Consider the following 16,140-nt stretch of genomic DNA (forward strand, 5'->3'; position numbering starts at 1 on the left):
GAATAACAAGCACATCCTTTCTTTTTAAGAAAAAACTTTTTCCGTGGATAGGTTTGTATAATACAATAATGGGAATAAAAAGATTGTCACATCTATCTCATACGGTGTCTATGAATGGTATAAAATCTATTGAATAGCATCATCTTTCCTTAAATAAAAAGTACAAGCCAAGTACCATCACGCTATTTAGCCTCTAATGTTGCAACATCCCTTGCGATTTGAGAGAATGCATAAAAGGCATTTATTCTTTCTTAAAGCGTTTTTATCCACACGCTACTCCTCCCTGTAACGTATAAAAGAATAATGTTTTACAGCACTAACGATCTGATTACTCTGCAAAATGAGCTAGCTCGTTCCCCTTAATGTTCTTTATCACCTTATATCCTTGCTTAGAGCACGTACAGCTCGTGCAGTTTCACATTGTAATGCTTTTTGTGCTAAAATTTTCATATCTTCAAAACTATGAGTCTGCAAACACGCCTTTACTGGAGAAATATCGCAAGATATCATAGAAAGCTCATTAATTCCCAACCCTGTCAAAATCATTGCACCAAAAGGATCTCCAGCCATACCACCACATACACTAACCCAACACTTATGTTGTGAAGCTCCCTGTATAGTCTGATAAATCATACGCAAAACTGCTGGATCAAGGCTATCCGCTTCAGACACAAGGTACGGATTTTGCCGATCAACAGCCATTGTATACTGTGTTAGGTCATTGGTTCCAATTGAGAAAAAATCAACATGGGCGCTCAACACATCTGCCATAATGGCGGCTGCTGGAACTTCGATCATAATACCAAGTTTTAATTTTGGTGCATCAATATCATTGCGGATTTCTTCTGCAATCTTTTTTATAGTGACAATCTCTGAAACAGACATTACCATCGGAAACACAATCCATAGATCTCCGCCTTCTTTTGCTGCTCGATACAAAGCACGTAATTGAGGCACCAAAAGATCACGTCGACGTAACAAAAGCCGCGTCCCTCGAACACCTAAAAAAGGATTGTCTTCTTTAGATAAATGTAAATGCGTAACCTGTTTATCCCCACCAATATCGAGTGCACGAATAATTAATGGCTTATCTCCTACAGCTGTAATCATCGCCCGATATATATTAAATTGTAGCTCTTCATCCGGAATATGAGGATTCTCTAAAAACAAAAATTCCGTGCGCATGAGTCCAATACCTTCAGCCCCCAAATCAAGCGCAACAGGAACCTGATTTGCGTAGTTGACATTAGCCATAATACGGATTCTTTGACCATCTGTCGTTTGCGCTGGTAATCTACACGTACTTATTTCACTGACACGTTTTTGCGCAACAGTATCAATATGCCTTTGAGCATCTTCAACGTCTTCAAGCGTAGGATCAAGGTAAATAAACCCGTTATCGCCATCAATAATAGCCTGAATATCAGACTGAATCGCTAAAATATCATCACCTGCAGCAACAACCATTGGAATACCAAGAGTACGCGCCAAAATAGCTGTATGAGATAATGGACCTCCCCATGCTGTTGCTAATCCTTTTACCCTTGTACAATCAAGTTGTGCTACATCAGAAGGAGAAAGGTCATTTGTAACCAGAATTACACCATGTGGAATATCATTTAAAAAGAATGATCTATAGGATGGATTGATTTCACCTAAAACACGTCGACCAACATCAACTAAATTAACAGCACGTGCTGCTAACAAAGGATTATCTACCTTAAAAAACATATCTGAAAATTGACGAACCGCTCTATCCCAAGACCAAGCGACACCATGACCTTCTGCTATAAAACGACAAGCTTGAGCTATTAAATTTTCATCTTCAAGCAAAACCATTTGCGCAGAAAAAATCGCAGCAGAATCTGCTCCCATACGCACTGTAATATCAGAAATCACAGATGCCATTTTATGTTTTGTTTTTGTAAGAGCATTTTCAAGACATGCTGCACCAGCTGCAAAATCAATTGGCTGGTCTATTATGGAAATATCATTTTGTCTTAAAACAAAAATCTTACCAAATGCTAATCCTGAACTTGCTCCAACACCAGAAATGCCTTTTTGCATAGAGCGTGGATACCAACCATGAAAAGCTTTTGTTTGAGATTCCATTGCTCTCATCAGACATTTTTCACTAATACTCACTTTTTTTGCAATAGCAATGGCATCATTGAGAAGTTGTGCTCCTTCTGCAGCATCTGTAGAAAAAATCAGAACATCACCGTTTTTTGCTCCTAATTGCAATAAACCAACTAAATTTTTCATTTCAACAGCATATTGACCATGGCGAACTCTGATAGAATTTTGAGCCTTTTTCGCAAAATCAACCCAAAGAGAAGCTGGTCGTGCATGAAGACCACTTGGATAATCTAACGTCCATTCCTGACACACCGAAAGGTCACCAATAAAAGCTTTTTCTATCTTCATATCTTGATCAAACAAAGTTGTAACAATTTGCTGTTTGTCCATAGTTGTTGCAAGTACTTCAAGCTGTTTTTTATCAAATAAAAGAGACGTCAATTTTTTACAAATTTCTCTATAACGATCTGGACACGCTGCAATAGCAATAACCAAATGTGCTTTCTTGCCATCCTGCCACTCAACACCAGCAGGAACCTGTATAACAGCAACAGCGTCCTTGATAATTAAATCACGATTTTCAGCCATACCATGAGGAATGGCTATACCATTTCCAAGCCAAGTATTGGTTGTTTCTTCACGTGCGAGCATGCTTGCCAGATAACACTTATCAACCGCACCAACCTGCACAAGCAATTCAGCAGCAGCATAAATTGCATCATTTTTATGATCAAAAGCAGCTGCAAGTTGTACAGATCTTATAGACAAGATTTCACTCTCGGTAAAATCTACATTCACTGCTTCTGCTTTCTCACATCTCATCATGAATTCAAATTGCCTCACATTTGAACACCAATATCTCTGATAAATTCCTTTTCAAAGCTGCATTTCCCAAAATACAATCTATAAATACCACCACAGCTCTCTTTATATTTTAGGAAATGTAGTTAAGTGAGGTGCTTAAATACCTCAATATAACCGATAATACAATTGGATATTATCATCTAGCGAAGTGCTTAAAAGTACAATAAGCAAGTTTGCCTCTTACTCTTCTACTTTACAAAGACAAAACCCCGATTTTTACAGCACCAATCACCTAAAAAACTATGTTTTAAAAACGCTCTCATTATCCCAAGTTATTCAACATAACTTTTCATTATTCTCCCTACAAGAAAGCATCCTTCCCAATCATCTGTAACTTCAGCTAATATTTTAACTGATTCCTCAAAGTTTATTTAACCTATTATTCCTCTTTATAAATTCATTACATAATTATAAATTGCTCCATGCAACTTATCATCTTTAAAATTCCGTACAGCTCATCCTATGATACGAAATCCTTGATATATAACATTTATATATTTTAAGCTACTCCTTTACTTTAATCAATATCGCAAACACACAATGCCCTCCGTCGCACATTTGCAAAGTACGAACATCACCCAAGCACCATCATCAACTACCAAAATCAAGAAAAACTCTACAAATAAGATGAATAAAGTAAAAAATGAAAAGCAGTTATTGCCTTAACCCTAGCTCTTATGCTTGTTTGTTTTCAAATAATGTACAATACAATAATAGTGAAATCAGAAAAAATATTCTTGAAAAGCGCTGATTGCAGATTGGTTATTTTTATATCTTTAAACACCGTCCTCTTTAAAAATATAATTTCACTCTCGATTTACCAAAAACTCCTTAATGCACGTCACTTTCAAAGTAGTTTTGACTGCCATCTTATGGATTTTTTATCCCTATATCCTTTTAAATGAATAGCATCACCTATCCACACCACCACCTAAAAACAGTATGACAACTCATCAATACTACAATGCCAATAAAAAGATCCATCTTTATCAAAATGATTACATAAATAATGCTTTCATTAAATTTCTCATAATTTCCTGAAAACAAACTGCTTCTCTTATAAAGAAATTACTAGACACTTCTTCATGCATAAAAAGAAAGTCTCTCCTCATTATTATTATACAAAAATTTATCAACAAATTCTATCATAATATCAATACGTTCAGTACTAAATACTAACATAACACCGCACAAACTTCTCCCCCCCTCATTGAGAAAAGTCATTTCCCCAATTCTACCTTTTTCGTATATCTTCTATATTTATTATAGTACCAAAGCAAAAAGGGAAAGATGAGATTCTATCTTTCCCTTTTAATACTTATAAAACCACAACTACAATTTAATGGAATCCCGTTGATTGCTAGAGAGTGTTACAGATTACTCTGCTGCCTCCACCATAGGAATGACTGAAACATAGGAACGATCACCCGCTTTGCGTTGAAAAGAAACCTTTCCATTTGATAATGCAAAAAGCGTATGGTCTTTTCCAATGCCGACATTGTTGCCAGGATGCCAACGTGTACCACGCTGGCGAATAATAATATTTCCAGCAATAACGGTCTCACCACCAAATTTTTTAACGCCCAGACGTTTCGATTCTGAATCGCGACCATTACGCGAGGAACCACCAGCTTTTTTATGTGCCATAGACGCTCTCCTTTAATCTTTCTTACTCTTTGATGCTACAGACGCTTTCTTCTGCGACGCAGTCTTTTTTTCAGCCGTTTTTTTAGCCGTCTTCTCAACAGAAGCAGCATCTTTTGTTTCTTTTGGTGCAGTTGCCTCTTCTTTTATCGGCTTTGCAGCTGCTTTTTTAGGTTTTGAACCACCCATTAAAATTTCTAAAACACGAAGCTTCGTAAATTCTTGACGATGACCACGCGTGCGTTTAGAATTTTGACGACGGCGCTTCTTAAATGCGATAACCTTGCGCCCACGTGCCTGTTCTACAATCTCAGCTGTCACCAATGCATCAGCAACGAGAGGGGTACCAATAACCGCATTACCTTCTTGCCCAACCATCAATATGTCATTGAATTCAACAACATCACCCGCATTTCCACTAACTTTTTCAACTTTCACCACTTGATTAGCAACAACGCGGTATTGCTTACCACCAGTTTTAATGACTGCGAACATTTTTTATCCTTCCGTTCACTCCAGCTCTTATTTAATTTCTGCCTTGAAATAAGGGAAAATAGGCTGCTTTTTATCAGTCGTAATAGATTTTAAAGAAGGATAAAACCTTCTTCAACACAAATACGCGCAGATTTCTCCACGCTCATGTTCCGTATATATGAAGGAATTTCTATTCTCTGTCAATAAAGTCCCATAAAAAAGAAAAAAAGGTTGTACCAAAAACAATTGAAGGTTATCTACCCCTTATATACTCAAATAGTGCCAATTTTTATTTCACTTTATTATGGAGAGATGGCTGAGTGGTTGAAAGCACCGCACTCGAAATGCGGCATAGGGGCAACTCTATCGGGGGTTCAAATCCCTCTCTCTCCGCCAAAGTTTATAAAGCGATATTATTAAAATGTCTTTAATCGTAGCTTGCCGGTGAATTCTGTATGTTTTTACCTAGTGTAGTTTATCAGCAGGTTTTGTACCAATCCATTTTTCAAAAGGTCTTCAAGACTTTTCAAAGCTCTTTATCGTTTGTGCGAATAAATTCTCATTTTTACAATTTTTTCACTTTTTTGTTTTATTTTACATAAATATAGTTCAGATAATTAAGAGAATGCATAGTAAAATTGCAGAATTATCTCATATTTCTCTCTCATTCTACTTTTGCTTAGTTAGTACAAAAACTACTGTAAAATCATATTTATTTTGCACGTCTTGCTTGAATATGTGCTAGCAACCCTAATGTTGAACTATCACGATTATCCGCTTTACTTTCGCCACGAAGAATTGGTAGTAACTCGTTTGCTAATTCTTTACCAAGTTCAACACCCCATTGATCAAATGAATTAATATTCATTAAAATCCCTTCAACAAAAGTACGATGTTCATAAAGCGCAATAAGACGACCGAGTGCAAAAGGTGTTAATAAATCTTGAACTAGCGTAATGCTGGGACGGTTTCCTTTAAAACTCCTATGAAGTGCTAAATGATCTGCTTCACCCTCATCAACTCCATTTTTTATCAAGATATGCCGAGCATCTTCAATACTACGCCCCTTCATCAATGCTTTTGATTGTGCTAAACCGTTTGCTAGCAACATCTCATACATAGAATGTAAATTTTGCTCATGCCCTTTTATAAATAAAATAAATTCTACAGGAATAATATCTGTTCCTTGATGCAGAAGCTGAAAAAAAGCATGTTGACTATTTGTTCCTGAATCCCCCCAAACAATCGGACCACTTGAAAAACTTAATGGTTTTCCATCCAGCGAGACTTGCTTACCATTTGATTCCATATCAAGCTGTTGTAAATAAGCTGGAAAATGTATTAAACGCTGTGCATAAGGAATGATCGAACGTGATGAATAACCGCAAATAACACGATGCCAGAATCCTAAAAGAGCAAAACGAATAGGAATATTTTTATGCAAAGGCATTGTTTTAAAATGTTGGTCCATTTGCAATGCACCATTGAGAAATTGGCGAAAATTTCCACCACCTATTGCAAACATAACAACAAGTCCAATGGCCGACCAAATTGAATAACGTCCTCCCACCCAATTCCAAAATTTAAAAACTCTTGTGGAATCTATGCCAAATTCTGCTACTTTATCAAGCGCACTTGAAACAGCAATAAAATGCGTACCAATGGCTTCTTCTCCTAAATGTGAACAAATCCACTGACGTGCAACTTGAGCATTTACCATTGTTTCAGCCGTTGTAAAAGTTTTAGAAGCAATGACAAACAGCGTTGTTGCTGGATTCAAAATAGAGAGAGTATCAGAAATATGGGCACTGTCAGCATTAGAAACAAAATGACACTGTGGACCATCATGATAAGGTTTTAAAGCATATGTGACCATTGCAGGACCAAGATCAGAACCTCCAATACCAATATTGACAATATCACTTATTCTCTCGCCACTGTTTCCCTTATAGCTGCCATCACGCACCTTTTCAGAAAATCTTTCCATATCTTCAAGGACGTCTTGAATATCGCGAATAAGATTATGACCATCCAACATGAAAATTTCATCCGCAGGTAAACGTAACGCAATATGAAGAACTGAGCGTTTTTCAGTTGTATTAATAGCCTTACCAGAAAACATTGCGTCACGCCGGCCTAACACATCTGCTGCGACAGCTAAATCATCTAGAAGTTGCAATGTTTTAAATGTCACACCACATTTTGAAAAATCGAAAAGAAGATCATCGAGTCTGAGGGAAAAATGGGAAAAACGCTGTTCATCTTCTATAAAATGTCGACGAATATCATAGACCCCATCCTTTGCTGCATGGTTTCTTAAAGCTTTTAATGTGGCCTCAAAAGCCTTTTCATTTCGAATCGAAAAGCTATCTCCCATAAGCTTATCCTATACGGTTATTGATAATGAAATCTATGCCCAAACCATAACAAAGCAGAAAGCGTCTCCTTTATTGCTCGCTATTTTCACTGCTCACATGAAAATGAAGGAATATACAAAATAAAAGGATAAGATCCGAAAATGATATTTTTACAAGAATAAACTTTCAAATCTTTTCTATCAGATACATCATTTAACTTGATTGAGTTCTTTTATTAAGCGTAAATCTTCCTCTGCTTTCGGTCTTATAAACCGCCCTAAAAAAAGATAAACAACCGGTGTGACATAAAGCGTAAAAATAGTTGCTAAACCTAAGCCACCAACGATAACCCAACCTAAAGCTATACGAGCCTCTGCGCCAGCACCTTTGGCTAAAACCAAAGGAATACCTCCTAAAATGGCACAAATCATTGTCATACAAACTGGACGAAGTCGAATATTTGCTGCTTCTTCTACGGCTTCACGCACGCTTCTTCCCTGATCTCGTAATTGATCCGCAAATTCAACAATGAGAATACCATTTTTTGCCATAACGCCAATTAACAAAATTAGTCCAATTTGGCTGTAAATATTAAGACTCACACCGCTTAATAGCATAGCAATTACAGCACAACCAATCCCTAATGGGACCGTAGCCATGATAATGAATCCTGAAATAAAACTTTCAAACTGAGCAGCCAAAATCAATAAAATAATCAAAAAAGCAATGCCAAAAACAATCATAAAATTGGAAGATGTTTCATTAAGCGTTTCAGCTTCTCCTAAGGGAACCACGTAGATTCCTTTTGATAACAAAGGAGAAGCAATTTTCTGTACAGTTTGATAAGCTTCCCCTAAAGTGATACCTGGAGCAAGATTTGCGCTTAAAATAACAGCGCTCATGCGTTTTTCCCGTTTTAATTGGGGAGCGATAGCTTTTTCATGTAAATGCGCAATAACCGATAAAGGAACATATCGATTGTCTTTAGTCTTTAAGAAAATATTTTCTAAATCACTAGGACTCTTCATAGAATTTTTACGCGATATCAATTTAACATCGTAAGAATGATCATCCACGTTAATGGAACCAATCTTTTTACCATCCAACATTGCTTGTAATGTATCGCCCAAATTGGTGATATCAATCCCTAAATCGGAGGCTTTTTTTCGATTGATTTCAATAAAAAATTGCGGTTGTGTTGCATCAACAGTAAGACGTGGTCGAATAAAACGCGGATCATCTTGTAAAGCACTCACCAGCTTATCAGCAATGGGTTGTAGTGTTGCATAATCGTTGCCAAGAATTGCAAATTGTAATCCTTGCCCAGTTCCTCTCACACCTAGAGAATTTCCCTCCGCAGCAAACACAAAAACTGCGGGAAACTGTCTAACCTTTGCATTAACATCTTTCACAATTTCTTGCTGACTACGTAAACGTTCATCCCAAGATGAAAGCAATAAAAGCAAAAAAGCAGTATTGGGTGAACCACCAATACCCGCAATAGAGTAACTGTTAGCAATCTCCCCTGCATCACGTAATGGCTGTAGACTTGCTTCAATTTGCTCTACCTGTTCGTTCAAATATTGTGTTGAAATACCTTGTGGTCCATTAATAACCAAAAAGATAAAAGCTCTGTCTTCTGCTGGCGTTAATTCCTGTTTCAGCTTCATATAGCCTCCAACACAAAGACCCGCAAAAATAAGTGAAGCAAAAACAACAGACCAAGGCTTTTCTAAACACTTATGCAAACTGTAAGTATATGCCTTATGAAAAAAAGTACCTAATTTATATAAAAAAGTAAAATAATGATGGGACTTTTCCTCTTTCTCCTCAACATGTTCTTTGAGAAAACGTGAAGCCAACATGGGACAAAGCGTTAAAGCAACAATTGAAGAAAGCAAAATAGAAATTGCCAAAACAAAACCAAATTCTCTAAAAAGCCCTCCAACTTGCCCAGGAAGAAAGGAAATAGGAACAAATACAGCCACTAAAGTCAATGTTGTTGCGACAACAGCAAAAAAAACTTCACGTGTTCCTAACACCGCTGCAGCTCTGGAACCTAACCCCATATTGCGCCATCGAACAATATTTTCCAGAACAACAATGGCATCATCCACAACAAGCCCTGTTGCTAAAACAAGTCCTAAAAATGTGAGAATATTCAATGAAAATCCCACAAGATAAATAGCTGCAATGGTACCAATTAAGGCAACAGGAAGAGATAAAGCAGGTATCAGTGTTACACGAATATCTCTGAGAAAAAGAAAAATGACTAAAATAACGCTCAAAATAGCAATGACCAACGCAACCTCAACCTCATGAAGGGCACTTTTAATAAAAATTGCATCATCATTAATAACGTCTATATGTACAGAAGAAGGAACAATACTTTTGAGATTATCAACAACGGCTCTTACACCTTGAGAAATATTAAGCGTGTTGGATTGTGCTTTCCGCACGATACCTAATCCAATACCCGTCTTTCCATTGACACGAAGAATAACCGTTTCTATATCCGGCGATAAAGTAACATGCGCAACATCACCAAGATGCACATGAGGCTTTAAAACAACTTGTTCAAAAGATTCTGGTGTTGTTAGACGTGCAGTGGCACGGACAACTAAAGTTTGCTTAGAATTGCGTAATGATCCTACTGGCACATCCGTTGTCATATCAGCAAGAACACGTGAAATATCTGCTACAGTTAATCCATAACTTGCAAGTTTTGCTTGATCTATATCAATCTGAAAAATCTTTGTGCGAGCACTATCAACCTGTACATCACCAACACCATCAACAGCAGAAATTGCATCAACAATCTGATCATTTACAATCGTTGTTAAATCATCAATACTCATTGTTGGTGACGTCACAACCAAATACATCATAGCAGCAGCATTCGAATCTGCTTTAATGATCAGAGGGGTATCTGCATTTTTTGGTAAAGAATAAGCAATACGAGACAGAGCATCACGAATATCAGATGCCGCTACATTCAAATCAACACCGACATTAAAATTGATTTGCACACGAGAGCGTCCAAAAGAAGATGTTGAAGAAATTGTCTTAACACCTGAAACACGAGAAACCGCATCTTCTATAATTTTTGTTACTTCACGATCAATGGTTTCTGCTGATGCACCAGAAAACATCGTCACAATCGTTGTTACTGGAGTATCAACATCGGGTAATTCTCTTACATCAACATTCAACCATGCTGCAAATCCTGCAATGACGATCATAGCATTTAAAACAAAAGTAAAAACCGGTCTGCGAATAAATAAGGCAATGAGACCACCTTGCTCCACCTTTGACATAGGCTGTTTTGTGCTTAATTCTTGGCTCATTGTATATCCGTTCCATAAACCGCTGATAATTGCTGTTGATGGGACTTTGGGTCATCAATAGTTACTTTACTTCCTGGATAAAGCATTTGCACCCCTTGAATGACAACTTGATCACCCTTTTCTAGGGGAGCTTTCACGAAAACCTGATCCGCTTTATGCTGAATAATTGATACGGGAATAGACTCTACTTTTCCTTCTCTCACACGCCAAACGAATGACCCTTTACTATTCCATTGAACCGCAAGAGGATTAACGACAGGAAAAGAACCACCATGAAATTGCAATACAACAGAAAAGGACATACCAGACATGAGCGTATCTTTTTCATTATTGATTTCAACCTGAGCATGAAGCGTGCGACTTTCTGGATCAACAATATTATCAATCGCATAAATATGGCCAACAAAAGATTTATCTGGCTGCGCAGTTAATGTTGCCGTTACCTCATCTCCTTTATGGATGCGCGACACATATCGTTCAGGGGCCCATATATCGACCAAAATACGTTCTCTATTCTCAATACGGCCTATTACAGTATTAAGGGTCACGTTATTCCCCACATCAACGGGAAAAATACCAACAACTCCAGGAATCGGTGCACGAATTGTTCGCCGATCGAGATCTAATTCAGCATTACGCAAAACTAAATTTGCGTTATCCAACTCTAAACGTGCTGTAATTTCTTGAACTTCCGTTGCTGTATTGCTGGAGCGTAATTTAAGAATGCGCGAAAGCGTTAATGCATTATTATCACGTTGTACTTTTGCTTTTGCAGCCGCTATTTCCTCTTTTTTAGAATCAAGCTTTGCAATCACATCATCGACTTGTACTTTTGTACCAGCAGATACAAAAAGCTTATCAATAACACCTGAGGATAAAGGGGTAAGATCGACTTCTGCAAGAGCTTTTCCACTCCCAAGAACGTTAAGTTGTTCATAAAAATCTTGAACTTTTACAAGATCAACAACAACATTCGCCGGTGGTCTTCCCATTTTTTCCTTTGAAGCTTTATACGATACTCTTGTTTTATCTACCATAGAAATGGGTTGTTCTGCACTCTTTTTTCCAGCCCAATAAGTAACCGTTAAAACGACGATTAAAAATACCAACGGAAAGCTCTTTTTTAATAACGCCATACATCCACCCTTGCTGTGTCATGTTCATCTGAAATAGTTTTCAACAGTAATATCGGCGTTTTACACAAAAACCAAACAGCGGGTGTATATATCTTACCCCCCACCGCAAAAAACACATCTCATCTTTGCTTGACTATCTTTCATAGATTAAAACGTCAAGTTAACTATCGTTCATATTGCTTTGTACGGTCACAACAAAAAATGATTATATCAAAACTAACTGAAACCATAATATATTATATCCTTTTTTAAAATATCTCATAAAAAAGAGAGATTTTTTTTATGACGCCCCAAGTTTCACTTGCATTTCTTTAATGAAACGATTAGGAACCCTTTGTCGTAGATAATGTAAAAAACTGAAATGTATGCACCCGTAGCTCAGCTGGATAGAGCACCAGACTACGAATCTGGGGGTCAGGAGTTCGAATCTCTTCGGGTGCGCCATCTATCAATAGTACCTTCTTATAAATTTAGGCTCTTTAAATTCTTTATTTTGTGATTTATTTTTGCCTATCTTTGTTTTTTGTATTTTGTTACTTTATTCTGTTGTGAGTCGTTTCTTTAGCCATTTTGCTAGAATAAGATGTTATGAGTCCTTCAATTCAGCTCCAAGGTGCTTTTATTAGCTAATAATCATAACGATTGCATAAGCAGCGTGTGTTGTTTTCTTTTTTCGATCTATGCGCTTGTTTTTAGTCTCTTCCGGATTATACTCTTTAATCAGTTAGATAATTTTTTGCGTGCTTATTTCTAATTTTTCCATAACTAGATGTTTCTGGATATTTTATTCCTAGCAATCCCATCTTAATAGGGACTTCAGATGTGCCGCCATAAAACACTTATGGTATCCATTAATATCATTAGACATTTTGTTGCAAACCAAAGCTTCTTTTCGAGATATTTTTAATTGAATTAAACATATTTTTACTGCTTAAAAGCAAAGAAACTCTTTTTCCTAAAAAACAATGAAACTCTTCTCGTGCTTCTTTAGCATTATCTCTTGCATAGCATGTCATCGACTTCTATGATATCCTAACACTTTCTGTTCTCTATGAATTCTTCTAATTAATCCATGGGGTACAGATCTCGAACATTAATAAAAGATAAGTTTAAAGAATTTTTCCATGCCTAAAACAGATATTGAAATTGCTCGCACTGCTAAAAAGCAGCATATTATTGAAATTGCACAAAAAATTGGTATCTCACATGAAAATCTCATTCCCTATGGCCATGATAAAGCTAAAATTTCTTCTGAATACATAAAATCGCTTGATAAAAATCCAGATGGTAAACTTATCCTCGTCACAGCTATCAACCCCACACCTGCCGGAGAAGGCAAAACAACAACAACAGTTGGACTAAGTGATGCTCTTAATCTTATTGGTAAAAAAACAATAGCTACCTTGAGAGAACCGTCTTTAGGTCCCTGTTTTGGTGTAAAAGGTGGTGCTGCTGGTGGTGGTTATGCGCAAGTCGTTCCAATGGATGACCTTAATTTACATTTTACCGGTGATTTTCATGCTATTACAGCTGCTCATAATCTTCTTGCCGCAATAATAGATAATCATCTTTATTGGGGAAATACTCTAAACATTGATCCACGTCGCATTGTTTGGAAACGCGTTCTTGATATGAATGACCGCGCATTGCGCGATATTGTTATTTCATTGGGGGGCATAACAAATGGTTTTCCACGCCAAACAGGTTTTGATATTACTGTTGCGTCAGAAATTATGGCACTTCTTTGTCTCTCTGAAAATTTAGAAAACCTTACACAAAGACTCAAAAAAATTATTGTTGCTTATCGTTATGATAAAACGCCCATCACCGTTTCTGATCTCAATGCAGAAGGTGCAATGGCAGTTCTTCTCAAGGATGCTATACAACCCAATCTCGTACAGACAATTGAAAATAACCCTGTTCTCGTTCATGGAGGACCTTTTGCCAACATTGCTCATGGTTGCAATTCAGTTATAGCAACAAAAACTGCTTTAAAACTTGCTGATTATGTTGTCACAGAAGCAGGGTTTGGAGCAGATCTTGGAGCAGAAAAGTTCTTCAATATCAAATGTAGGCAAGCAGGTATTGTACCAAATGCTACAGTGATCGTCGCAACTATTCGTGCATTAAAAATGAATGGTGGTGTAGATAAAAATAACCTGACAGAAGAAAATATCACCGCTTTAGAAAAAGGAACAGCTAATCTTTTACGACATATAAAGAATATGGAGCACTACGGTATTCCTTGTGTTGTGGCTATCAATCATTTTGACAGCGATAGCGATGCTGAAATAAAAACATTACAAAAAATAGTTGCAACAACTGGACACAAAGCTATTATCTGTAAGCATTGGGAACAAGGTGGAAAAGGCGCTATAGAACTTGCACAAGAACTCGTTACCTTGATTGAAGAAAAAGATTCTCATTTTAAAGTTTTATATCGAGATAATATTCCACTCGTTCAAAAAATTAATTGTATTATAACAAAGCTATACGGTGGGCGTGGCGCCATCATCTCAGCCCCTATTCTCAAACAACTTGAATCTTGGGAAAAAGAAGGTTTTGGCGCCTACCCTATTTGTATGGCAAAAACACCTTATTCTTTTTCTTCTGATCCCAAGCAATATGGTGCTCCTGTTGATTTTGAAATTCCCGTACGAGAAGTTCGTCTCTCCGCAGGAGCCGGCTTTATTGTTGTCATTTGTGGAGATGTTATGACCATGCCGGGACTACCCCATTATCCCACGGCTGAAAAAATTCATCTTGACGAAAATGATCAAATACAAGGACTTTCATAAATTTATAACCGTAAAATTTTATCATTCATTATAAAAAGTGTTTTATTGCAAAAAGAATAGAATTTTAAAAAGCGATATAGACAAATGTCTTATTTATATGATATAGGTGCTTGTCCTTTTGGATATGCCTTTAAAAGGACGTAGGTTTTTCCTATCATTTATGACACTGAAAAAAGCAGGATAGATAGTGCAAGTACTCGTTCGTGATAATAATGTTGACCAAGCGCTCCGTGCGTTGAAAAAAAAGATGCAACGTGAAGGTATCTTCCGTGAAATGAAAATGCGTAGTTATTATGAGAAGCCATCTGAGAAGCGTGCTCGTGAAAAAGCTGAAGCTATTCGTCGTACACGTAAGCTTGCTCGTAAGCGTGCGCAAAGAGAAGGTTTTGTTAGTAACGGACGAACTGTTGCGGTAAAGTAATATACTTTATGCAATTGCGTAAGCAGTAGATAATAAGCTTCCAGAAAATTTTATCTTCGTAGATGATTGCAATAAATTGCTTGTGTAGAGTTTTTTGTGTGCAATGTTATCTAATATGTTAGTTATCTGGAAATAATAAAGTTTCTGTCATAGGGGTGTTTTTTCACTCTTATATTTCAAAAAACAGATAACAAACTACGCTTTAGATATTTAAGCGACTTGTTTTTATGTGAATTGAGTGTAGGGTGTTTTATTATCACTTTTCGCTATAATTTTTCTCCTTCCGGATATCTCTTAAGTAACTGTTTCTTATGTATAAATTTCATGATGATTTTCTTTTTTTGTCATTAAATATTCTACATCTTTCGAAGATGCTAGATCAGATTGCAAAACAAAAGTAACTATCGCAATATGCGATTGTGTATACAAATATGATATCAAATGCATAATCCTCTTTCCCTTCAGTTATGTAACAAAACGATATAATTCCATAACTTTTTATATCCCTTGACTCTGTCTCTCTAAACGATGACGAATTTCAACCACTGCACTACAGATTCTTTTTTTCTTGTTAAATTTCTTCTATTCATCACTTATGTAATGACCCCCATAAGTGTATCGAATAAGCTCTTCTATTTCATTCAACTTTCTTCTATACTGAGTTATAGAAAAAGAAAATTAACAATAAACAGAGAAAACACTGTATTTTAATATGGATGAATGTGCCTTTTATTACCATTTTTAATGGAAATATATTTACAACTCAAATAACGAGTTAAAGTTTTTAACGCGTTGATTTATCGTTATAAGTAATCGTTTTTCATATTAAGTAATAATTCTGAATAACGTGAAGTTTCTCAACACCTTCTTATTTTCTCAACACCTTCTTATATTGAATCAATCAAGATTATTTCTTGTACATCATAAGCAGGGTTAGTATGCAAATAGAATAAAAGCTATTTAAGAAAAAAATAAAAATGCTTCTTATGAACGCCATAAATAATAAGAACTACGTAACAT

At 36.5% G+C, this 16,140-nt stretch carries 8 protein-coding genes and 2 tRNA genes; 4 read left to right on the forward strand and 6 right to left on the reverse strand.

Annotation, left to right across the window (positions count from 1 at the left end):
• Positions 1-372: 372 nt before the first annotated feature.
• The 3 genes from ptsP to rplU form a co-directional block, all read right to left on the reverse strand.
• Positions 373-2,904 (reverse strand): phosphoenolpyruvate--protein phosphotransferase, encoded by a 2,532-nt coding sequence (gene ptsP / locus ACFIKG_RS01545; RefSeq protein WP_375651628.1) that lies wholly within the window; start codon positions 2,902-2,904, stop codon positions 373-375.
• 1,416 nt (positions 2,905-4,320) lie between these two features.
• Positions 4,321-4,590, reverse strand: coding sequence for a 50S ribosomal protein L27 (rpmA, locus tag ACFIKG_RS01550; protein WP_273787451.1), 270 nt, complete (start codon positions 4,588-4,590; stop codon positions 4,321-4,323).
• 12 nt (positions 4,591-4,602) lie between these two features.
• Positions 4,603-5,082, reverse strand: a complete 480-nt coding sequence (gene rplU, locus ACFIKG_RS01555; protein WP_375651629.1) for a 50S ribosomal protein L21 — start codon at positions 5,080-5,082, stop codon at positions 4,603-4,605.
• A gap of 285 nt (positions 5,083-5,367) precedes the next feature.
• Between rplU and ACFIKG_RS01560 the strand changes: the two genes are divergently transcribed.
• Positions 5,368-5,457 (forward strand) — tRNA-Ser (locus ACFIKG_RS01560).
• A gap of 316 nt (positions 5,458-5,773) precedes the next feature.
• On the opposite strand, the gene pgi is transcribed toward ACFIKG_RS01560, so the two are convergent.
• The 3 genes from pgi to ACFIKG_RS01575 form a co-directional block, all read right to left on the reverse strand.
• Positions 5,774-7,438, reverse strand: a complete 1,665-nt coding sequence (pgi, locus tag ACFIKG_RS01565) for a glucose-6-phosphate isomerase (protein WP_375651630.1) — start codon at positions 7,436-7,438, stop codon at positions 5,774-5,776.
• 189 nt (positions 7,439-7,627) lie between these two features.
• Complete coding sequence (locus ACFIKG_RS01570; RefSeq protein ID WP_375651631.1) at positions 7,628-10,765, reverse strand: efflux RND transporter permease subunit; 3,138 nt, start codon at positions 10,763-10,765, stop codon at positions 7,628-7,630.
• On the reverse strand, positions 10,762-11,901 hold the full coding sequence (locus ACFIKG_RS01575; RefSeq protein ID WP_375651632.1) for an efflux RND transporter periplasmic adaptor subunit: 1,140 nt from the start codon (positions 11,899-11,901) through the stop codon (positions 10,762-10,764). Before ACFIKG_RS01575 ends, ACFIKG_RS01570 begins: the two co-directional genes overlap by 4 nt.
• 367 nt (positions 11,902-12,268) lie before the next feature.
• On the opposite strand from ACFIKG_RS01575, the gene ACFIKG_RS01580 reads away from it, so the two are divergent.
• From ACFIKG_RS01580 to rpsU, 3 genes are all read left to right on the forward strand, one after another.
• Positions 12,269-12,345, forward strand: a tRNA-Arg gene (locus ACFIKG_RS01580).
• A gap of 680 nt (positions 12,346-13,025) precedes the next feature.
• Positions 13,026-14,699 carry a formate--tetrahydrofolate ligase gene (locus ACFIKG_RS01585; RefSeq protein ID WP_375651633.1) on the forward strand — a complete coding sequence of 558 codons (1,674 nt, stop codon included), beginning with the start codon at positions 13,026-13,028 and terminating at the stop codon, positions 14,697-14,699.
• 187 nt (positions 14,700-14,886) lie between these two features.
• Entirely contained in the window at positions 14,887-15,120 is a 234-nt protein-coding gene (gene rpsU / locus ACFIKG_RS01590; RefSeq protein ID WP_012754552.1) for a 30S ribosomal protein S21, read from the forward strand.
• The last annotated feature ends 1,020 nt before the right edge of the window (positions 15,121-16,140 follow it).

Origin of the sequence: Bartonella sp. LB28NMGDW (assembly GCF_042194435.1) — a bacterium.
Classification (GTDB): Bacteria; Pseudomonadota; Alphaproteobacteria; order Rhizobiales; family Rhizobiaceae; genus Bartonella; species Bartonella grahamii.